Genomic DNA, 21877 nt, shown 5'->3' on the forward strand with positions numbered 1-21877 from the left:
AAAACAGTCCATAAACAGTTATGCTGGCGACTATAGCAAGAGTGAACCACCTGATCCCTTCCCGAACTCAGAAGTGAAACCTCTTCGCGCTGATGGTAGTGTGGGATTACCCATGTGAGAGTAAGTCATCGCCAGCATCTTATTCCTTAAAAAGCCCCCTATAATAAGGGGGCTTTTTTTTATGCTGGAAAAAATTAATAGTGAATCATGAAGACTCGATTTCAAAAAAACTATAGTTTTGCTTTTAAAATAATGTAGATAAAATAAATGAACTTCTTTATGCTACCTGTTAAATAGCCATGAAGCACTTATTATGAATAATATTGCATCATCAGATTTAAATGCATTAATTAGCATTAAAAACTTAAGTTTTAAACGTGGTGACAGAGTAATCTACGAAAATGTAGATATGCAAATTCGACGTGGTCAAGTCACTGCAATTATGGGTCCATCTGGTACAGGTAAAACAACATTACTCCGCTTGATTGGTGGTCAATTATCACCCGATGAAGGCACTGTATTTTTAGATGGTGTCGATATTTCGACAATGAGCAGGCATGACTTATTTGCTGCACGTGCAAGAATGGGTATGCTTTTTCAAAGTGGTGCACTCTTTACTGATATGTCAGTCTATGAAAATGTCGCTTTCCCGATACGTGCACATACTCAACTGCCAGAACATTTGATTGCTGAACTTGTTGCCTTGAAATTAGAATCTGTGGGTTTGAAAGGTGCTGAAAAATTAATGCCATCTGAGTTATCTGGTGGTATGAATCGTCGCGTTGCTTTGGCACGTGCGATTGCACTTGACCCAGAATTGATTATGTATGATGAGCCTTTTGCAGGACAAGACCCTATTGTTATGGGGGTACTTACACGTTTAATTCGGTCATTGCGTGATGCATTAGATTTAACAACAATTATTGTGTCGCATGATGTTAAAGAAACCATGTCGATCGCTGATTATATTTATATTGTGGCAGATGGCCGTATTCAGGGTGAAGGTACACCTGAACAGCTTGTTCAGCACGAATCTGCTTTTGTACAGCAGTTTTTAAATGGTCATGCTGAGGGTCCTGTAGGTTTTCAATTTAATTCCACTGAATATTTAAACCAAGAGGTAACGTCGTGAATGCGATAGCCTTATTAGGTCGTTATGTGATTAATGCAGTACGTGGTATAGGTGTTGCTACCTTATTACTGCTTCAGATTATGCTGTCTAAGCCAACAGTGATCGGCATACGTTTGTTTATACAGCAAATGTATAAAGTCGGTGTGTTATCTTTACTAATTATTGTTGTGTCTGGCCTATTTATTGGCTTAGTCATTGGTTTGCAAGGCTATACTATTTTAGTAAACGTTGGTAGTGAGTCTATGTTGGGCACAATGGTTGCTCTGACTTTGTTAAGAGAGCTTGCTCCTGTCGTTGCAGCATTATTGTTCGCAGGCCGTGCTGGTTCTGCATTAGCTGCTGAAATAGGGCTGATGAAAGCCACAGAGCAACTTTCTAGCATGGAAATGATTGGTGTTGACCCTCTAAAAAGAATTGTTTCACCACGATTATGGGCAGGTATTGTAAGTTTGCCTATGCTGACAGTAATTTTTGCGGCTGTTGGAATTTTTGGTGGTAAATTGGTTGGTGTGGACTTTTTAGGTGTAGATGCTGGTTCATTTTGGAGTGGCATGCAAAGTAGTGTGAATTTTTTTCATGATGTACTTAATGGCGTGATTAAAAGTATTATTTTTGCAGTGGTATGTACTTGGATTGCTGTTTACCAAGGTTATGCATGTAATCCAACGTCTGAAGGAATTGCGACAGCGACAACAAGAACAGTTGTGTATTCATCATTATGTGTTTTAGGGTTTGATTTTGTGTTGACTGCGGTCATGTTTGGAGGCGTCTAATGAAAGCTCGTGTGAGTGAATTGACCGTAGGTATATTTGTGATTCTCTTCGGTTTAGCTTTATTCTTTTTAGCGATGAAAGTCAGTGGTTTAGCAGGTAGTAGTTTAGGTACAACCTATCAAATGACAGCAACTTTTGATAATGTAAATGGGCTAAAAAACCGTGCTAAAGTGACTATGAGTGGTGTGACTGTTGGTCGTGTAGATGCAATTAGTTTAGATCCTGTATCACGTTTAGCAAAGGTAACATTTTCGCTTGATAAAAACTTAACGACATTTTCTCCTGACCAATTAAAATCAGTTGAAAAGGATTCGTTAGAAGAATTACGTTATGGCGATGATTATCAACAAGCAAACGCTCAGAAACAAAAAGAAATGGAAAAACAACTGTTAGATAGCATGAAATCCATTACAAATATAGATTCAGATGCTTATATTATGGTTGCAACCAATGGCTTGCTAGGTGAAAAATACTTGAAAATTGTACCCGGCGGTGGCGTAAGTTATTTAAAGCCTGGTTCAAGTATTAATAATACTCAAGGTACGATGGATCTTGAAGATTTAATTAGTAAGTTTGTGACAGGTATGGGTAAATCAAGCCCAAGTACTGAAGCCAATTCTTCAGATACTGCACCAGCCCAATCTACAAAAGATGCACAACCATCGTTTACTGAATAGTGTTTTAGGAGTGAATGTTTTGACAAATGTATTTAAACAAATGATGGTAGCGACTGCTTTAGTTGCAAGTATTGGCACAGCAGTTGCGGCTCCAGCCCAAGCACCGAATGACTTTATTAGAACTGTCGCTGACGGTTTGATTGGCCGTTTAAAAGCGGAGCATAACCAATTACAAAATAATCCAGCTGCAGTAAATGCAATTGTGAAACAAAATTTAGAACCGTATGTAGACGTACAAGCTTTTACCCGTATTGTGATGGGGACGTATGCTTCTCCGCAAAGTAGTACCCCACAACAGCGTGCAAATTTTGAGAAGAGTTTACGTCAAAGTTTGATTCAAAACTATGGTTCCGCTTTGGCTAAATATTCAAATCAGTCATATGCGATTCGTCCATATCGTCCATCGGCAAGCGCTTATCAGGTGGTGACTTTAGACTTTATTAATCAGGGTCAAAAAACCCCGATTGCTTTCCAATTGTCTGATAACAATAATCAATGGAAAATTCGTAATATCAATGTTGCGGGTATTGATTTAGGTTTACAGTTTAGAAATCAATTTGCTTCGAGTGTGCAACGTTCAGGTGGTGATTTAGATAAAGCGATTGCAAGTTTCCAACCCGATGCTGATGCAGCAGTGAAGAAGTAAGCGATGCGAGCTGAATTAAGGGTGGTCAATCAGGCTTTGGTGATTCAAGGCAAGATTGACTTTACCAATGCCGAGCAAGTGTATCAACAAGGGCTAAAGGTGATCTTGAAGCACGCTTCTTTCCCAGTCGTGATTGATTTATCTGCTTTAGAACATGGAAATACGTTGGTGCTTGCTGTGTTTGTGCAATGGTTACGTCAAGTACCAAGTTTTGATGATTTGGTGTTTAAGTCTGTGCCAAATAAAATGTTGAAGATTATACAGTCTTGTCATTTAGAGCATCAACTAAAGATGGTTGCATAACATCAACGAACAAAAAAAGCATCTGAATGATGCTTTTTTTGTTTTTTAAATCCATTTTTTCCATTTAAAATAAAAATAGGGACCAATAAAAGAAAGACATAAAAAACCACCAACAATGACTAAACTAATGGGACTATGTGCATAAGGAAGTTCTTCAATGTTCATACCATATACGCTAGAAATGAGCATGGGTGGTGCAAGCATGCTTGGTAAAATAGAGAAGCGTCGAATAGTATCATTTTGTTCAGTATTAATGAACCCTGAAGTGGTGTCCATTAAAAAGCGGACTTTTTGGAATAAGAATGCATTATGTTCAACCAGTGAACGTACATCTTCGCTCATTTCACGAATTTCTGAGTCATAAATATGACTGCCTAAGGCCCGTGGTCTAGACAAGAAAGTGAGAATACGACGTAAATCAATCAGGCAAAGCTGTGCTTTACCGAGCATGTCCTCTTGTTGTGCTAAACGGGTAATCATGTCATCTAGGTCGAGATGTTTTTCTCGGTGATGGTTGTTAAGCACATCGGTCGAATATTTTTCAAGGTCTTTGTGAATGTCTTCTAGAATATCGGCGAGTTCATCAAGTTTTGCCTCAAATAAACCAAGTAAAATCCAAATTGGGTCTTTGTAGTCACGGTCGTAGTCATTACGTCTTGCACGTGAGCGAAAGGCACGAAAAGCTAAAAGTTTTTCACCGCGTAGGGTAATTAGGCGTTCTTGATTCAAAATAAAAGCAACGGTTTGTACGGTGGCTAAGATACCGTCATCATCATGCTCATTGTCTGCTTGATAGTTTCTATTTTTGGTGAGAAAGTAGGTACTCACATGAAGTACGCCATCATCATCACGGTAGAAGCGCGCAGATGATGAAATATCTTCTAACGATTTGAGCGTTGGAAGATTTTGTTGATAGGCATCAGTGACCCATTGTTGTTCTTCTTGAGATGGAGCGATAAGATCGACCCATACCCAGTCTGGGTGTAGGTCAAAGCCGCCGTTGATGGCGCCATCTTCCAAACTACCACGCTCTGTGGCATAAAAAGCTTCAAGCATTGGAGCATGTTCTCCTTTGAGTAGAATGGTTGCAATGATGTGTGTATTTTAGTCAAGCAAAAGATTAAAAACAGTGTTCAATTTCTTGTTTGCATGAAAAACATACACTTTGCTTTATTATTACTGATAATTAGGTCGTTTTTATGAAATCTATCGCAATTTTTTGTGGTTCTAAACCCGGGCTTGAACCGTGTTTTATTGAATCTGCCGAACAGACGGGCCGTTATTTGGCTAAGCAGGGTAAAACTTTGGTGTATGGCGGCGGTCGTTCAGGTTTAATGGGTGTTGTTGCTGATAGTGCATTACAGGCAGGTGGACGAGTTGTTGGTGTCATGCCAAAGGCTTTGGTGGGTATGGAGCTTGCACATAAGGGCTTGACGGAAATGTATATTGTCGAATCTATGCATGAGCGTAAGTTAAAGATGTCTGAGTTGTCAGATGGTTTTATTGCATTGCCTGGAGGCGCGGGTACTTTAGAAGAAATCTTTGAACAATGGACTTGGGCTCAGTTGGGTATACATACAAAACCATGTGGTTTTTTAAATGTTGAGGGGTTTTATCAACCGTTATTAGAGATGATTGAGCAGACGGTTCGTACTGGGTTTACGCAGTCACGTTTTGCCACAGCACTGTGTGTGTCTGATCAGATTGAGGCCTTGGTTACACAATTTGAGAACTATCAAAGACCTGAACCCAAATGGGGTGCACAAGATCAGGTTGTGCCTTAATTTTATGCGACAGCAGCGATACAAATGACATGAATGTGTTTACAGCCGATTTGTTCTAGTTTGAGTTTCAATGCTTGAATAGAACTGCCTGTGGTGACCACATCATCAATAATTAAAACATGACGATATTTGATACGCTGTTTGTCTTTTATTTTAAACTGCTGCTGAATATTGTTAGTGAGTCGTTCGCTACGGCTTTGCCCTTTTTGGCTGTGCTCTTTAATGCGTTCAATGGGGGCCCAAATGGGTAGGCGGTATTTTTTTGCAATGATCTTTGCCAGAAGATGTGCTTGGTTGAAGCCTCGTTCATGTAAACGAGCGGTAGAGATGGGCATAGCGACTATGGCTTGCACGTTGGGTATTTTAATCTGATCGAGCAAGTCGCTAAATAGCCTGAGGTATTGTAGTTGATGGTTGTACTTGAATTTTTGAATAATTTTATTGATCGGATATTGGTACTGTGCTGTGGTAAGGATTGAAATATCTTGCTTGTTGAGATGTTGTGGTTGGACTTTTAAGTGTTGCCAACAGTCGTTGCAAACACTACGTTGATTTTGAGCGTTTGCATGTTCACACAGCACACATGGTTGAAGTGTGCTAAGTTTTGAAAGAAGTAGATTAAACATAAGCATAACGAGGGGCATTGGGTAGCCAACGGTTGAGCAGGGCATCAACGGTTTTTGGGTCTTGTTGCATGAGTTGCTGTGCAATGTGTTGTGCTTGGTCGAGTAGGTACTGGTCTCTTTCTAAGTTGGCAACTTTAAAGCCTAAGTCGCCTGTTTGTTTTGTACCAAGGAGTTCGCCCGGCCCTCGAATTTGTAGGTCTTTTTCTGCAATCACAAAGCCATCATTACTTTCTTTTAAAATGCTAAGGCGTTCTTGACCATGCTGTGAAAGTGGGTTTTTATAAAGCAATACACAAAAGCTGGCCTGTGCACCTCGTCCAACACGTCCTCTGAGCTGATGCAGTTGGGAAAGACCTAAACGCTCTGCATTTTCGATAATCATAATACTTGCATTGGGTACATCGACACCGACTTCGATGACTGTGGTGGCAATGAGTAGTTGTAGTTCATTGTCTTTAAAAGATTGCATGACTGCTTGTTTTTCGTTGGCTTTCATTTTTCCATGTACTAAACCGACATTTAGTTCGGGAAAGCGTTGTTGTATTTCTACGTAGGTGGCTTCAGCGGCTTGAGCGTCTAGGGTTTCAGATTGTTCAACTAAGGTACAGACCCAATAGGCTTGTTTACCTTCAGCACAGTTGTTGGCAATGCGTTGTAAGACATCTTCTCTGCGTTCTAACGGTACAGTAACCGTTTGGATTGGGGTACGCCCGGGTGGCAGTTCATCAATGATTGATGTATCTAGGTCACCATAAGCACTCATGGCGAGTGTACGAGGAATGGGGGTGGCGGTCATGATGAGTTGATGTGGTGTGGTGTGGTTGGGCCCTTTATCTCTTAAGGCAAGGCGTTGGTCTACGCCAAAGCGGTGCTGTTCATCAATAATGACTAAGCCGAGTTGTTTAAAAGCCACACTGTCTTGAAATAGGGCATGTGTGCCTACCACCATTTTAGCAATGCCCTGTTGTATGGTCGCCTCTGCAACTTGGCGTGCTTTGCCTTTTTGTTTACCCGATAACCAAGAGACTTGTATGCCTAAGGGTTCTAACCAGCGTTTAAAGTTAAGGTAGTGTTGTTCCGCTAAAATTTCAGTGGGTGCCATAAGAGCGACTTGCCAATCTGACTCTAGAGCATGGCAGGCAGCCACGGCGGCAACAAGGGTTTTTCCTGCACCCACATCGCCCTGTACTAACCTGAGCATGGGTTTATTTTGTGTGAGGTCATTGAGTATGTCTTGTGAAACACGTTGCTGTGCATTGGTCAGTGAAAATGGCAAGGTTGCCAAAAGTGCTTTAACAAGCTGTTTACTGGGCTGACAGCGTGCAGATGCCGTGTGTTGAACATAGGCTCTACGCGTGAGTAAACTGAGTTGGTGGCTGATCAGTTCTTCTAAAATAAGCCGTTGCTGTGCAGGGTGTTGACCGTGCATAAGCTGTTGCATGTTGGCTTGTAACGGTGGGTGGTGTATGTAGGACAATGCATCTTTCAATGCATAACCATTGCTGAATTTTGCGGGTAGTAATTCTGTTAATTCTTGGCTGTGTAAGTCAAAGGCCTTTTGTATATATTCTCTCAGTTTTTTTTGGTTCAGCCCTTCTGTACTTGGATAAATGGCTGTTAAGCGACTGTGTTGGCTTAAAGGTTCTAATGTGAGTATTTCAGGGTGATACAGTTCTAACCCCCTTGCGCCAATACGGACTTCACCAAAGAAGCGTACACGTTGGCCGATGGTGAGTTTGTCGGTAAGTGCTTTATAAATATGGTAAAAGCGTAAAGTGACTTTGCCAAACTCATCTTGGACTTGTACAGCCATAGATTTACGTTTACCTGGTGGAAAGTCGACAGATTTGACTTCCCCCTCAAGCAAGTAGCTTCGCCCAATGCTTAATTGGTTCATGGCAACAATCGTGCTACGATCTTCGTAATCACGAGGCAAGTGAAACAGCAGATCATCTGTGCTAAATAGATGGAGCTTTTCAAGTAGGTTGCAGGCGGTTGTGGTCACGCCTTTGAGGTCACGAATTAAAGCCATATGGGTTTAGGTCATATCATGCATATTTTATTTATAGGTTATGGTAAAACATCACAGCGAGTTGCAAAACATTTATTTGCACAAGGTCATCAAATTACTGCACTGAGTCGTACAGAAAAAACAGGTGTGCCTCACTTATGCCAAGATATTGCTCAGATTGATTTAAGTCAGCTCGATCCGATTGATTGTGTGTATATTTTATTGAGCCCACAACAGCGGAGTATAGAAAGTTATAAAGATACTTATTTGAACAGTGCAGAGGCGATTATTCAGGCTTTAGGTCAGCACCCGATACAACGCTGTATTGTGGTGTCTTCAACACGTGTTTATAACGGGCATGTGGGTGGTGTGGTGAATGATGATACCCCAGTGGCAACGAATGATGTGCAAGGGCAGATTTTGCATGGCATGGAACAGGCTTATGCGCAGGCATTTACTACACGTTGTGTGATTGTTCGGCCATCGGGTATTTATGGTGCCAGCGTAGAGCGTATGCTTAAGCTTGCCAAAAATACGACACAGTATGAACAATTGCATTGGACAAATCGTATACATATAGATGATTTAGCACGGTTTTTAGCAACACTTGCTACATTAGAGACGTTGAAGTCACATTATATTGTCAGTGATTCAAAACCGTATCCATTACATGAGGTGTTAATGTGGTTTCAAAAGCAATGTGGGCTACCTTTACTCAAATATAAGGCTACAGCTGAAACAGGCAAAAAAATCTATGCAACGAATCTACAAGCTTTGGGTTTTGATCTTGAGTATCCAAATTGCTTTGATGTGTATTTGAAGCAACTAGTCATCAATAAAAAAGCATCAGATGACTGATGCTTTTGGTTGGCTTATTTTTTGGTTTTTTTACGTGAACGCCGTTTTGCATTATCAGCAGCCAATGCACTTAAGGCTTCTTGTAGCTCTTCATCACTAAATTGGGTGATGTGTTTGAGCATATTTAATTTGGTGTCATCTAAGACTAAATTTGCATACTGTGCGGTATTGGTAAGGTATTGATCAAACTCAATTAAACCTTGTTGTACACGAATATAACCTTTTTGTGTGAGTACTTTTAAGAAGCTTTGGAACAACGATTTATCAAAAAAGTCAGGTGAGTTGTATTCGTAGAGTACAGATAAACGCTGACCAAGTAGGTAGCCTAAATCTTCGACTTGTTTAACCGAAATATTGCCTGAACCACGCTGTGTAATAATGGCTAAAATCATGTAGTAGCGTTCAAGGCTTTGCTTGACTGAACCTGCCAAAATGACAATTTGGTCATGGGTTTCTGTATTTGGCGTTGGGCTAATGAGGTATGTACCATCTGTGCTGATCAGGCCGACTTTTATCAGTTGGTCAATATATTGTTCAATCGCAGGTGCAAGCGTTGTGCTATCCCATTTGGTAAACAGTTCAGCTTTCAAGAATGGGTACAGTGTAACCATCACGTTAACGAGGTCTGTACGCGCAATTTTACCATTTAAGTCAACGAGCGATGCAATGAGTGACGGTAAAATAAAGGCGTGTAAAATATTATTTCTAAAATAGGTGAGTAAAACGGCTTGGTCATCTGCAATGGCAATAATGTCACCCAGTGCATGTGGTACACGCTGAATTAGTTTGAGTTTTAGCCCGTGTGCAATGATTTCTGCACCTGAAAATTTCGTTATTTCAGTACGTGTATCGTATGGGAGTGCTCGTGCAATGCTTAGATAGGTGTCTAGTTGTTTGACTAAGAGCTCTTCACTGACGGTATGTTTTTCTGTTGAAAGTAGAATGAGTGATAATAATGTGACAGGATTAATCACGACCGCATTATTAATTTTTTCTAAAATTTCATAGGCTGAGCTGGTAATGGCCTCAGAGATTTCTGTTGGAATTGGGTCGTCATTTTTTTCAATGCGAATATGATCGGCTTGATGTTGTTTTAACACATCATCTAAAAATACAGGCTCACCAAAGTTGAGATGTACTTGCCCAAAGATACGTTCAATTTTTCGAATGGTTTTGACTAAGCCTAAAATAGACTCGGCCTCTTTAGGTTTACCTTGTAGCTCACCAATATAGGTTGAGCCCTCCATAAGGCGTTCATAGCCAATATAGGTTGGAATAAATACAATTGGTTTATTTTTACCTTTATTACGTAGGTGACTATGTACAGTCATGGCTAACATGCCTGTTTTTGGTGGCAGTAAGCGACCTGTTCTAGAGCGACCACCTTCAATAAAGTACTCTAAAGGCGTATTTCTAGATACAATGCTGTATAAATATTCTTTAAATACCGAAGTGTATAGTCCATTACCACGGAACGAGCGACGAATAAAAAAGGCACCGCCACCACGTAAAAATTGTCCAACGAGTGGTAAGTTGAGGTTATCGCCTGCGGCAATATATGGTACCATGAGGCCACGACGGTGAATAATATAAGATAAAAGTAAATAGTCGATATGACTACGATGACATGGGGTGTAAATGATTTCGTAGTCTTTGGCTAACTCACGTACCGTATTAAAGTTATGCACTTCAACGCCGTCATACAGTTGCGTCCACAGTCGAGTAAGTGCCATATCACCAAAGCGTATGGTGGAATATGAGTAGTCAGATACAATTTCATTGATATAGCCAACCGCTCTACGTTCAGCTTCAAATAAACTGATTTTACTGCGAATACTTTCACGGCGAATAGATTCTTCTAAATCGGGCGATTTCATCAAAGATTGAATGACGTTACGGCGGTCAGATAAATCTGGCCCAAGTACTGCTTCTCGTTGACGGTCTAAATATTGGTTTAAATGGTTGACAATATAGGTTGCAGGCGAAAGATTGGCATGTGTTTCTTTTGCTGTGGCAACCAATGCACGTAAAGAGTGTTTATTATGAAACTCTAAAAAAGTTTGTCGACCATGTAAGCCAATGTTGACCAGTTGTTTAACCTTGCTTGGTGTAGCCCATGTGTCGGTAAAAAGTAGTTTAAATAAAGAGTCTTCTTTGTCTGGCGAACGCCCCCACAAGACTGTAACAGGAATCAGTTGAATGTCTGCATTTGGATTGGCTTCGATAAACGCAATAAGGCGTAGTAGCTTGGGTGGAAGTGCGTGTTTATGTTTGGCTAAATAACTGGTGTCTTGATGTTGCAAAAAGAAGACTGAGGTTTTTTCTATGTGTTGTTCTAATTGCAGTGGTTCAAGTGCAGGGTGTAGGGCTAAACGCCGTGTTTCACCATCAAGTACCAAAGCATTACTTCGAGAGTAACTTTGCAATACGTAGCAGACAGCAGTTGGGTGTTCATGGTCTTGAGGTGTGTCTTGTTCTGTTGCTTGTAGGGTAGGGACGTCGCCAAGTACGCGTGGTTTTACCACTAGGTCAAGCACTTTACTTGATAATCTACGATAGATTTGACCAAAACTACGCTTGGGCATGAAACACTCCTCTAAACACCCTATTTACTTTGATTGAACATGAATAAATAGAGCTAACATACGCTCGAAACGGTGATTTTACCCAAAATGTGTCTTTTAAGACAGTAAAACTATAAAAAATGCCATTGAATATAGACAGAAATAGTAAAAAAGTGGAAGAAATAGCAAAATACAGCGTCAAAAAAAAATGATCTAATACACTTACTTTAAAAATAGTAATCAATAGCTGAGTAAGAATGACTAGGTTAACGCAAGAACTGATCGAAATTTTAACGTTAGAAAAACTAGATGAAAATAAATACCTTGGTCAAAGTCGTGATTTGATCGGGAAACGTGTATTTGGTGGTCAAATTTTAGGTCAAGCATTACGTGCTGCGTCATATACTACAGATCGCCCTGCACATTCATTGCATGGTTATTTTTTACGTGGTGGAGATATTAATGAGCCAATCACTTACGAGGTTGAACGTTTAAGAGATGGGCAAAGTTTTGTAAGTCGACAAGTCCGTGCAATTCAATATGGGCGTACCATTTTCACTGCTTTGATTTCTTTTGCTTCTGCTGAAGAAGGATTGGAGTATCAGAAAAAACAACCAGACTACCCACACCCAGATACGTTACAAGGCGAGCAAGAGATTAAAGAAAGTATGCTTCGCTTTATACCTGAGCCCCTCAAACCAAGTTTTATGCGTGAACGACACATTGAGCTAAAGCCGTTGAGTGATGTGCGTAATTTCTTTCGTCCTAAACCTGCTGAACCTGTATATGCACATTATGTGAAAACACACGATGTATTGCAAAATGAACATGATCAAGTGGCATTGCATCAAGCAATTGTAGCCTTTTATTCAGATTTTGTTTTGATGACCACTGCACTTCGACCACATGGCTTGAGTTATCTTTCGCCAAACATTCAGTGTGCCAGTATTGACCATGCCATTTACTTTCATAAACCGATGCGTGCCGATGAATGGGTGCTATATGACATGGAAGCAACAGTGACCAGTAACTCACGTGGCATGAATTATGGCTACATGTGGCAAGACGGTGAGCTTGTCTGTAGCACTGTGCAAGAGGGCTTAATGCGATTACGGGAGTCCTAATCTATAACACGAGTAAAGTGCTGTTTTAATAAAAAATTTCATATTTTTGTTTAAAAAAAGTGATGCAAATTTTAACTAATGTTATATGATTAAGTATTAGAACAAGATAAAAATGGACAATTATGAGTCTAAATACCCAAATTTTTATCGCAGCACTGCTTGGGGTTGTCGTTGGTTGTGTTCTGCGTCTTTATCCTGATACTACGTTGTTTAGCAACAGTATTTATGGATTAAGTATTATGAGTAGCATTTTTATTGGTTGTTTAAAGATGCTACTTGTGCCACTGATTTTTACATCAATTGTGGTGGGGGTTGCCAGCCTAGAGTCGGGTAAGCAACTGGGTAAAGTCTGGAAAGTTACACTCATGTGTAGTTTTACCACCATGAGTTTATCTCTGATTTTAGGTTTAACCTGTGCTCATATCTTTGAAGTGGGTAAGGGCATGGATGTAACTTTGTTTAAGCATGCCATGGACCAGTATCATAGCCCTGCCCAAAGTCTAGATACATCTTCATTTATTACCAATTTTATTCAAAATACCTTAATCAATCCATTTAAAGCATTTAGTGATGGTAATGTTTTATCTGTTGTGGTGTTTGCCATGCTTATTGGTCTGGCATTGGTGTATGGCGGTAAAAAGTTTCAAAACATTCGCACCTTTAATGAAGAGTTTTTTAACTTGGTGATGATGGTTGTTTCTTGGGTCATGAAGTTAGCGCCATTCGGTATCTTTGCACTCTTGGCCAAATTGATTGCTAAAGAAGATTTATCTGTATTAAGCCGTCTTGCTGAATTTGCTGCGATTGTCACAGGTACAACGCTGTTTCATGGTTTGATTGTATTGCCACTGTTGTTATGGATTTTTGGCAAAATGTCGCCGTGGAAATTCTTTAAAGGTGCTCGTTTAGCACTTATTACTGCATTTGCCACCAGTTCAAGTTCTGCAACCATGCCTTTGAGTATGAAGTGTGCACAAGAAAATTTAGGTGTTCGTCCTAAGATTACAGGTTTTGTGATTCCTTTAGGCTCTCACTTAAATATGGATGGTACTGCTTTATATGAAGCGGCAGCAGCTTTATTTGTAGCGAACTTGATTGGCTTAGATTTAAGCCTCACACAGCAAATAATTGTCTGTTTAACTGCCATGATTGCATCACTTGGCGCACCTGGTATTCCAAGTGCAGGTATGGTGACCATGATTATGGTTTTACAATCTGTAGGATTACCTGCCGAAGCCATTGCTATTTTACTGCCAATTGACCGTGTTTTAGACACAGTAAGAACGATGGTCAATGTTGAAGGCGATATGATGGTGAGTGTTGTGGTTGATCGTTATACGAAAGATGAAGATGTTGATCACTTGCCAACCAAAGAAGTGACCTCTGCTTAAAAAGATTAATGCACCACTAAACCTATGTAAAATATAGGTTTAGTGGTGCATTATCTTTGTCTATAGCGAAAATAAAAAATAAATTCATGCATAATTATAGTATTTGTTATGTTATAACTATACATTATTTGCATCTTAGCTTGTATTCAGATAAGTACTTAAAACCTACATAATGCCTGCAAAAACAGGTTGCAAATGAAAACACTTCTCATTTATTATAGGTGAGTAGTATCATCTAATTAAATATATGGTTGTATAACCGTTCAACAGATCATATAACAAGGTCACTATTGTGCTATGAGTCACTCCTCTGTGTTAAATTCAAATCCTTCTCCTAAAAATATGAAAATCAAAGCGGGTGTTGCTTTCACAGCTGTAGTGGTTGGCCATATTGCTGTTTTGTGGGCTCTGGGGCAAATGAAGCCACATGAAGTAAAAACAGTGAAAAAAGTACCGATTCAGGCTCATTTTGTGAAAATTCAGCAACCTCCAAAACCGTTGCCACCAAAACCGAAAGAGCCACCAAAACCGAAAAAAGAGGTGAAAGAGGTCAAGATTGTTAAAAATCCACCGCCACCACCTAAAAAAGTAGAAAAAGTACAGCAAGTGAAAAAGGCTGAGCAACCAAAAAGAGAAGTGCAACAGGTTGAAAAACCTCAACCCGTGATTGTACCTCCTGTAGTTTCTACGGTTGAAACAAAGCCTGTACCGCAACCAGAACCTGCACCAGCACCTCCTCAACCTGCACCTGCTGCAGAGCCTGCAGAAAAAACACCGAAAAGTGTAAGTATTGGGGGTAGCGGTGTGCAATGGAGTCTTTCTCCGAAACCTTCGTATGAGCAAAGTGATTTAAGAGGTTCTCCTCGTTCGATTGTGGTACTGATTGAAGCCGATGAGAAAGGCAAAATTATCAGTGTGGTTGTTGTGAAAAGCTCAGGGATACCTGCACTTGACCAAAAAATACTACGTGCTGTACGTGGTGCAAAATTTAAACCGTATATGGAAAATGGCGTGGCTTATCCGATTAAAGCACAACAACCATTTGACTTAAGTTAATTAATATTGCTAACAAATTAGGAAACAAGTAATGAATTTTTCAGTGTACTGGCAAAGTGCAGATGCAGTAAGTAAAACCCTTTATTTCGTACTATTAACGATGTCTATTATTACATGGACGGTATTTTTTGTGCGTTTGATTGGGACTCGTAAACTTAAGCAAACTGCATTTGCACGTTTAGAACAATCGTTAACAACATTAAAAGCACAATTGTCAGGTTTGACCTTTGAACAACGTAAAGCGGTTGCTGAGCAAGCATTGTTACGTGAAATTGCAGAGCAAAAAACAGGTATTGAAAAAGGCGTGCCTGTACTAGGAACAATCGCATCACTTGCACCATTTGTTGGTTTGTTTGGTACAGTGTGGGGTATTTTTCATGCACTTGTAGCAGTGGGAAGCACAGGCCAAGCAGGTCTTGCTCAGGTTGCAACCCCAGTAGGTGAGTCACTTATTATGACTGGTTTTGGTTTGGCTGTTGCGATTCCTGCGGTACTGGCTTATAACATTTGCTTACGTGGTAATCGTGCTTTAGCTCATGGTTTACAAGACCAAGCACATCACTTGTTAATTAACACCATGTTAGATGTTAAAGCAACACAACCTCAAGCGAGAGGAGAGGGTTAATGGGCTTTCAATTGGGTGAAGATCAAGATTCTGGCATGAATGAAATGAACCTCATTCCATTGATTGATATTATGCTAGTTTTAATGATCATTTTCTTGGTCACAGCAACAGTGTCTAATCCATCTATTCCGTTGACTTTACCCAAAACGACAGCGGAAATATCAACACCGCCACCTAAAGCAATTACGATTAGTATTAACGCGAAGGGTGAGCTGGCTTGGAATGCTGAAGTCATTACTTTAGATGAGTTAGCAAAACGCTTCCAAGAAGCAGGTCAGGCAGAGCAAAAACCAACAGTTCAGTTACGTGCAGACAAAGAGTCGCGTTATGATACGGTTGCTCAAGTCATGTCTAGAGCCAGTGAGGCGGGTCTAAGTGATCTGTCCTTTATGAGTGAAAACTAATAAAAAAGGAGGCTGTTTAGCCTCCTTTTTATTATGCTTTAAGTAAGTGTTGGAACTTTTGACGTAGTTTTAATAGCTTTGGTGGAATAGCAAAGTTGCAGTAACCTTGTTCTGGGTTTTTTGCATAAAAGTTTTGGTGATACTCTTCTGCTTTATAGTAGTTAGACACAGGCTCTATCTCTGTGACAACGTTTATCCCTTCTGTAATTAAATCATGAACCATTGTGGTCGCAATAGTTTTTTGCAATTCATCATAAAAGAAAATCACAGAACGGTATTGTGTCCCCACATCATTGCCTTGTCGGTTGAGTGTGGTTGGATCATGCATGCCAAAAAAGACGTTCAATAGGTCTTGGTAGGTGATCACCTGTTCATCATATTCAATATATACCACCTCAGCATGACCTGTTGTTCCTGTGCAGACCTGCTCATAGGTTGGGTCTGTAGTTTTGCCACCCGCGTAGCCACTTTCAACCAGATGTACGCCTTTAAGTTCTAATAAAACGGACTCTATACACCAAAAACAACCACCGCCAAACATTGCCTTTTGCATGTCTTTTCTCATATTGCTAAATCATAAGTGTTATTTTACTTTTTTTTAGAAATTTTTATATAGAAACATAGTAAGCTTGTGTACAGTGATACTAACTTTTGGCAGTGTATTTTTATAAAATAATCAACGGATAAGACTACTATGACTGATGATTTTATCGCCGATACTCTATATGCAACACCAGATGAAGTTAAGCTCAAATATGAAAATGGTGATTTATATATTACTGGGTTTTGGGGGAAGGTTAAGCATCAATTTAAGTTTAATCATGTTCATTCTTTTCGTGTCACTCAAGAAAGAAAGACACTAAAGATGCAATCTGAAATAGAGAACTATGGAGCAGGGTTTATGTTGGTAAATGACGGTGATATCGATCTTTATGATTGGTTAAATGCGCAAAATTATGGCTATCTTGATGGACTGAAGTTATATAAATATTTATTAGTATCTTGCGATGAAACACTGGAGATTGTGAGCGGATTTAAAATGGAAATCATTAGCTGATATGAAAGAAGTGTTTAAATCATTTGTTTACTTTGTTTTTCAATAATTATAATGCACTAGTTATTTGGAAAGTCGCTGAAAAATTAAATCAAATACAGGTTGTAATATAGTTCTTATAAGTGAAATGATTTTGTACCAGTCTTTGTTATTAAATAAGGTAGTATTCCAGAGTGAATGTTGGGTGATCTTCTATATGAGGATACTGATGTAATGAGATTATATAGTGATCTTTATTAAAAAATTAAAAGAATGTGCTACAGAAAAATTATTATCTGATTTAAGAGATGCTTTACTTAATGATTGTGGATTCAATTTAGATTTTATTCGTAGTAAATTGTGGGCTACGATCAGTTGGGATGATCATCAATTTTTTGATGAAGATGCCATTTATTTAGAACAGGCTCTGCTGGATTTATCCTTGAGTAAAATTTATGTTGCCTGTATTGATGATATTTTTTCAAAGAGTTTTTATGACATAGATGTGCAAGAGGTGGATATAGATCGTCATTCTATTGAAGAGTTGCATAACCCATATAATGATATGACTATGAGCAATAGTGTTATATTTTCTGCACCTTATTTAGAGTTTCTTATATTCATGCCGTGTACTTTTGAACGTGATTTGTATATTGCAGGTACATCTGAGTTTTTAAAATGTGTATCAAAAGGTGCAGGTTGGGAACCGATATTACTTTATAAAAGCTAAGGTTTATTTGCTATGCTCCGTATTGCACGACCTCATTGGAAAGGTAAGTCCAGATCGAGCACCGTAATTGATTGGGTGATTACCTTTTTTAGTGTGATTCAAATTATGGTTTTTTTCTATTACTTACTAAAAACAGTAGCTGAATAGTGGTGGTTTTAAGGTTTTAGTGGTGCATAGGGGCTAATTTTATCAAATAAATGCGATTAAATAAGGCATTTACATCCATGCCTTTCACATATCATCTTCTTCATTTCTATAAAGCAATATTAAAAAATAAACACATTAAACGATTATGCCTTAGAGTAAATATTGGTTATTCATGAAAAGTTACAAAGTTAAGGGAGCTTTATTGATTGTCAGCTTTAGGCTAAGTCATTATTTATACATTTAAAAATAAAACCTAAGACAAAAGGCTAATTGTATTTAACGATAAAATTTCGCTAATCTGAAAGGCAAACCTTGATATTATATCTATTTTACGATGTGCTATAAAATTTGATATTAAAATACTGCTCATTTATAAAATAAATAATGGGTGGTATTTTTGTGTAAAATACATAGAATCGATGCAGTAGATGAGCAGCGGCCAAGTACTGAAAACTACAAGACCGCCATGTTTAAACAATTACATTAGCTTGGGGAATACTCATGCAGATTGGAATACCAACCGAAGTTGTAGCAGATGAAAAGCGTGTGGCAGCAACACCAGAAACTGTAAAAAAGTTAATTGGTGCTGGTCATAGCGTGGTGATTGAGCGTGGTGCAGGCACCAACTCAGCATATGTCGATGTGGCCTATGAACAAGCAGGTGCAAGCATTGTAGATAATGCGTACCAAAGCAGTGACATTATTTTAAAAGTAAGAGCACCATTTGGTGACGAAATTAAAGCCATTACATCTGGTACGATTGTCGTTGCAATGTTTGATCCATTTCGTAACACCGAGTTAGATGAATTTGCCAAACAAGGTATTTCTGCATTTTCTCTAGAGCTGTTACCACGAACACTGTCTCGTGCTCAGAATATGGATGTTTTATCATCACAAGCAAACTTATCTGGCTATAAGTCAGTATTGTTGGCAGCAACAGAGTATCAGGGCTTATTCCCAATGTTAATGACTGCTGCAGGTACAGTAAAACCTGCACGTGTTGTTGTGATGGGGGTAGGGGTTGCGGGTCTACAAGCGATTGCTACAGCAAAACGTTTAGGGGCAGTGGTTGAAGCAACAGACTTACGTCCTACAGCAAAAGAGCAAGTTGAGTCTCTGGGCGGTAAATGGTTAGACGTGCCAATGTCACCAGAAGAACAGCAACGTGCCGATGATGCCTTGAAAAATGGCTATGGTTGGATGCCGGGTGAGCAATACATTAAAGATCAAGCGGTGATTGTAGATAAAGCAGTGAGTAATGCAGATATTGTGATTACAACAGCATTATTGCCAGGGCGTAATGCACCACGTTTGATTCATGCTGCCACCATTCAAAAAATGAAAGCTGGTTCTGTGATTTTAGACATGGCTGTTGAAACGGGTGGTAACGTTGAAGGTTCTGCTGTAAATGAAACCGTTGTGACTGAAAATGGCGTTAAAATTTTAGGTGTACCAAATATTCCATCTACTGTGGCAAAAGAAGCATCTGCATTATATGCACGCAATGTCTTTAATTTTGTAAGCACGTTATTTGATGAAAATCAGAAAGTTAACATTAATTTAGATGATGAAATTCAAAAAGCACTATTAGTGGCACATGACGGCCAATTATTGCTAAAACGCGGTTAAGGAGATCGGCATGATTGAAACAATTACTATTTTTGTCTTGGCAATTTTTGTCGGCTACTACGTTGTTTGGGGTGTAACACCTGCACTACATACACCATTAATGGCAGTAACCAATGCACTGTCTTCGATTGTGATTGTAGGGGCAATGATTCAAACCACAGGTTTGCCTGTATTGGGTATAGATGCAAATGTTGCATTTCAAAGTGTAAATGCAGTCAGTATTTTGGGTGCAGTGGCAGTATTTTTGGCAAGTATTAATATTTTTGGTGGCTTTGCGGTTACAGCACGTATGCTAGAAATGTTTAAGCCAAAACAAAAGAAAAACTAAGGGGCTAAATCATGGAGTTTATTCGAGACAATGCAGGGTGGCTTTATTTGGTTGGTGCCATACTGTTTATTTTAACCTTACGTGGTTTATCTAGCCCAAAAACAGCGATTCGTGGTAATACCTACGGTATGGTTGCGATGGCAATTGCCGTGCTAACGACATTCTTTGTGGTTGACCATGTGGTTGTTTGGCTTATTTTAGCACCGATGGCCTTGGGTGCTGTGGTGGGTATTGCTCGTGCACGTACAGTGCCTATGACGCAAATGCCAGAAACTGTTGCATTGATGCACTCATTGGTTGGTTTGTCTGCGGTATTGATTGCTGTTGCCGCAATTTTACATAATAACCACTTGGTGGCTTTGTTTAGTGAAAATGCAACGGCATTACAAAATGCAGGTGTAGAACAAACACACATGAGCAAAGTTCATTTCTTTGAACTGTTTGTGGGTTGTTTTGTTGGTGCAATTACCTTTACAGCATCATTGTTTGCTTATGGTAAATTGGCTGCTAAAAAGTGGGCAAAAACCATTGCTGGTGGTTGGGTTAAACCACTTCAAGCCATCTTGTTTATTGTTATGTTGGGTTGTGGTGCATACTTCTTTACCAGTGGCAACATGACTGCATTTTGGTTAATGACTGTTTTTGCACTTGCCTTTGGTTGGGTATGGATTGCACCTGTAGGTGGTGGTGATATGCCAGTAGTGGTATCACTTTTAAACTCATTCTCAGGTTGGGCGGCAGCAGGTATTGGTTTCACTTTAGAAAACAATATGCTCATTGTTGCAGGTTCACTTGTGGGTTCATCTGGTGCGATCTTGTCTTACATTATGTGTAAAGCCATGAACCGTAGCATTATTAATGTACTGTTTGGTGGTGCAATGAGTAGCGGTGCTGCTGTTGCTGCACAAGGTGGTGCACAGGTTGAGCGTAACTATCGCTCAGGTTCTGCCGATGATGCTGGTTTCTTAATGTCAAATGCAGACAGTGTTGTGATTGTACCGGGTTATGGTATGGCACAAGGTCGTGCACAAAATGCAGTAAAAGAACTGTCAACGATACTAAAAGAGCAAGGGGTTAAAGTTCGCTTTGCGATTCACCCTGTTGCAGGTCGTATGCCTGGTCATATGAACGTACTTTTAGCAGAAGCAGATGTACCTTACGAAGACATTTTGGAAATGGACGAGATTAACTCAGATTTTCCTGCGACAGATGTTGTTTTGGTGATTGGTGCAAATGACGTGGTTAACCCTGCTGCAAAAGATAACCCTGGCTCACCAATTTATGGTATGCCAATCTTAGAGGCATATAAAGCACGTACCATTATGGTCATTAAGCGTTCTATGGCAACGGGTTATGCTGGCCTAGATAACGACTTATTCTATGATGAAAAAACCATGATGATTTTTGGTGATGCCAAAAAAGTTGTAGAAGACATGACAAAATCAGTGAATGGCTCAGGCCACTAACATCAGTTAAGGCTTTGCATATAAGCAAAGCCTTACTTTTTGTCAGATATAAAAAAGCCACAACGATTGTGGCTTTTTTTATCGCTTTATATTTCTTAGCGAGTAGGCGCGTCTGTTGTACGCCACAAGCTTTCTAAATCATAAAACTGTCTTGCTGTTGGTAGCATGACATGTACAATAATATGACCTAGATCAACAAGTACCCATTCTGCATCACGTTCACCTTCAATACCAAGTGGGCGAAAGCCTGCTTTACGAGCTTCATCTGCCACATTGTCTGCCAATGCTTTGACATGGCGTGTTGATGTTCCGCTTGCAATCACGATTGCATCTGCAACATTGCTGATACTGCTGACGTCTAGCTCAAGAATATCTTTTGCTTTTACATCTGTAAGTGCTTCATGTATAACTTTTAAACAGTCTTGTACATCTTGAGATTGTACTTGACCTAAATTGTCGTGAGAATTAGAAGCGCTGGGCGATGGTTCTAAATTCATAAAACTTCATTTTTCCAAATATATGGTTGACTGAGTAATATATCTTTTTTAGTTGAAAAATTCAATTATTGTA

General features: G+C 39.5%; 23 protein-coding genes and 1 rRNA gene. 18 read left to right on the forward strand and 6 right to left on the reverse strand.

Features of this window, described 5'->3' with window-relative positions:
• Positions 1-22 precede the first annotated feature (22 nt).
• The 6 genes from rrf (at position 23) to I2F31_RS00030 (ending at position 3531) form a co-directional block, all read left to right on the forward strand.
• A 5S ribosomal RNA gene (gene rrf, locus I2F31_RS00005) occupies positions 23-137 on the forward strand.
• Between the two features lie 176 nt (positions 138-313).
• A complete protein-coding gene (locus tag I2F31_RS00010) occupies positions 314-1132 on the forward strand; it encodes an ABC transporter ATP-binding protein (RefSeq protein ID WP_195769872.1) in 819 nt (272 codons plus the stop codon).
• The gene (gene mlaE, locus I2F31_RS00015; protein WP_195769873.1) at positions 1129-1905 is read left to right on the forward strand and encodes a lipid asymmetry maintenance ABC transporter permease subunit MlaE; all 777 of its coding nucleotides are present in this window, start codon (positions 1129-1131) and stop codon (positions 1903-1905) included. The genes I2F31_RS00010 and mlaE overlap by 4 nt, the downstream gene beginning before the upstream one ends.
• Positions 1905-2582: an outer membrane lipid asymmetry maintenance protein MlaD gene (gene mlaD, locus I2F31_RS00020; protein ID WP_195769874.1), complete on the forward strand. Its 678-nt coding sequence runs from the start codon at positions 1905-1907 to the stop codon at positions 2580-2582. Before mlaE ends, mlaD begins: the two co-directional genes overlap by 1 nt.
• Before the next feature lie 19 nt (positions 2583-2601).
• Positions 2602-3228, forward strand: coding sequence for an MlaC/ttg2D family ABC transporter substrate-binding protein (locus I2F31_RS00025; protein WP_195773267.1), 627 nt, complete (start codon positions 2602-2604; stop codon positions 3226-3228).
• 3 nt (positions 3229-3231) lie between these two features.
• A complete protein-coding gene (locus tag I2F31_RS00030; RefSeq protein WP_195769876.1) occupies positions 3232-3531 on the forward strand; it encodes an STAS domain-containing protein in 300 nt (99 codons plus the stop codon).
• A gap of 45 nt (positions 3532-3576) precedes the next feature.
• Here I2F31_RS00030 and I2F31_RS00035 read toward each other — a convergent pair whose 3' ends face one another.
• Positions 3577-4587, reverse strand: coding sequence for a CorA family divalent cation transporter (locus tag I2F31_RS00035; protein ID WP_195769877.1), 1011 nt, complete (start codon positions 4585-4587; stop codon positions 3577-3579).
• A gap of 143 nt (positions 4588-4730) precedes the next feature.
• Between I2F31_RS00035 and I2F31_RS00040 the strand changes: the two genes are divergently transcribed.
• Complete coding sequence (locus I2F31_RS00040) at positions 4731-5315, forward strand: LOG family protein (RefSeq protein WP_195769878.1); 585 nt, start codon at positions 4731-4733, stop codon at positions 5313-5315.
• Positions 5316-5317: 2 nt separating this feature from the next.
• Here the strand turns inward: I2F31_RS00040 and I2F31_RS00045 are convergent, their stop codons facing one another.
• A complete protein-coding gene (locus I2F31_RS00045; protein WP_195769879.1) occupies positions 5318-5947 on the reverse strand; it encodes a ComF family protein in 630 nt (209 codons plus the stop codon).
• Positions 5934-7973 carry an ATP-dependent DNA helicase RecG gene (gene recG, locus I2F31_RS00050; RefSeq protein WP_195769880.1) on the reverse strand — a complete coding sequence of 680 codons (2040 nt, stop codon included), beginning with the start codon at positions 7971-7973 and terminating at the stop codon, positions 5934-5936. The genes I2F31_RS00045 and recG overlap by 14 nt, the downstream gene beginning before the upstream one ends.
• Before the next feature lie 18 nt (positions 7974-7991).
• Between recG and I2F31_RS00055 the strand changes: the two genes are divergently transcribed.
• A complete protein-coding gene (locus I2F31_RS00055) occupies positions 7992-8810 on the forward strand; it encodes an NAD(P)H-binding protein (RefSeq protein WP_195769881.1) in 819 nt (272 codons plus the stop codon).
• Between the two features lie 14 nt (positions 8811-8824).
• On the opposite strand, the gene plsB is transcribed toward I2F31_RS00055, so the two are convergent.
• The gene (gene plsB / locus I2F31_RS00060; RefSeq protein ID WP_195769882.1) at positions 8825-11395 is read right to left on the reverse strand and encodes a glycerol-3-phosphate 1-O-acyltransferase PlsB; all 2571 of its coding nucleotides are present in this window, start codon (positions 11393-11395) and stop codon (positions 8825-8827) included.
• Between the two features lie 236 nt (positions 11396-11631).
• Here plsB and I2F31_RS00065 point away from each other — a divergent pair, with 236 nt between their 5' ends.
• From I2F31_RS00065 to I2F31_RS00085, 5 genes are all read left to right on the forward strand, one after another.
• Complete coding sequence (locus I2F31_RS00065; protein ID WP_195769883.1) at positions 11632-12498, forward strand: acyl-CoA thioesterase; 867 nt, start codon at positions 11632-11634, stop codon at positions 12496-12498.
• 122 nt (positions 12499-12620) lie between these two features.
• Positions 12621-13889, forward strand: coding sequence for a dicarboxylate/amino acid:cation symporter (locus I2F31_RS00070; RefSeq protein ID WP_195769884.1), 1269 nt, complete (start codon positions 12621-12623; stop codon positions 13887-13889).
• Between the two features lie 297 nt (positions 13890-14186).
• Positions 14187-14945: an energy transducer TonB gene (locus I2F31_RS00075; RefSeq protein ID WP_195769885.1), complete on the forward strand. Its 759-nt coding sequence runs from the start codon at positions 14187-14189 to the stop codon at positions 14943-14945.
• A gap of 31 nt (positions 14946-14976) precedes the next feature.
• Positions 14977-15570 (forward strand): MotA/TolQ/ExbB proton channel family protein, encoded by a 594-nt coding sequence (locus I2F31_RS00080; protein ID WP_195769886.1) that lies wholly within the window; start codon positions 14977-14979, stop codon positions 15568-15570.
• The gene (locus tag I2F31_RS00085; protein ID WP_195769887.1) at positions 15570-15974 is read left to right on the forward strand and encodes an ExbD/TolR family protein; all 405 of its coding nucleotides are present in this window, start codon (positions 15570-15572) and stop codon (positions 15972-15974) included. The genes I2F31_RS00080 and I2F31_RS00085 overlap by 1 nt, the downstream gene beginning before the upstream one ends.
• 31 nt (positions 15975-16005) lie before the next feature.
• On the opposite strand, the gene msrA is transcribed toward I2F31_RS00085, so the two are convergent.
• The gene (msrA, locus tag I2F31_RS00090) at positions 16006-16527 is read right to left on the reverse strand and encodes a peptide-methionine (S)-S-oxide reductase MsrA (RefSeq protein ID WP_195769888.1); all 522 of its coding nucleotides are present in this window, start codon (positions 16525-16527) and stop codon (positions 16006-16008) included.
• Positions 16528-16668: 141 nt separating this feature from the next.
• Here msrA and I2F31_RS00095 point away from each other — a divergent pair, with 141 nt between their 5' ends.
• The 5 genes from I2F31_RS00095 (at position 16669) to I2F31_RS00115 (ending at position 21307) form a co-directional block, all read left to right on the forward strand.
• Positions 16669-17031, forward strand: coding sequence for a hypothetical protein (locus I2F31_RS00095; RefSeq protein WP_195769889.1), 363 nt, complete (start codon positions 16669-16671; stop codon positions 17029-17031).
• A gap of 223 nt (positions 17032-17254) precedes the next feature.
• Entirely contained in the window at positions 17255-17737 is a 483-nt protein-coding gene (locus I2F31_RS00100; RefSeq protein ID WP_195769890.1) for a hypothetical protein, read from the forward strand.
• 648 nt (positions 17738-18385) lie between these two features.
• Entirely contained in the window at positions 18386-19513 is a 1128-nt protein-coding gene (locus tag I2F31_RS00105) for a Re/Si-specific NAD(P)(+) transhydrogenase subunit alpha (protein ID WP_195769891.1), read from the forward strand.
• A gap of 10 nt (positions 19514-19523) precedes the next feature.
• Positions 19524-19841, forward strand: a complete 318-nt coding sequence (locus I2F31_RS00110; protein WP_195769892.1) for a proton-translocating transhydrogenase family protein — start codon at positions 19524-19526, stop codon at positions 19839-19841.
• An 11-nt stretch (positions 19842-19852) separates the two neighbouring features.
• On the forward strand, positions 19853-21307 hold the full coding sequence (locus tag I2F31_RS00115; RefSeq protein ID WP_195769893.1) for an NAD(P)(+) transhydrogenase (Re/Si-specific) subunit beta: 1455 nt from the start codon (positions 19853-19855) through the stop codon (positions 21305-21307).
• 95 nt (positions 21308-21402) lie between these two features.
• Here I2F31_RS00115 and rsfS read toward each other — a convergent pair whose 3' ends face one another.
• A complete protein-coding gene (gene rsfS / locus I2F31_RS00120) occupies positions 21403-21804 on the reverse strand; it encodes a ribosome silencing factor (protein WP_195769894.1) in 402 nt (133 codons plus the stop codon).
• Positions 21805-21877 lie beyond the last annotated feature (73 nt).

It is taken from the genome of Acinetobacter rathckeae, from assembly GCF_015627125.1.
Taxonomy (GTDB): Bacteria; Pseudomonadota; Gammaproteobacteria; order Pseudomonadales; family Moraxellaceae; genus Acinetobacter; species Acinetobacter rathckeae.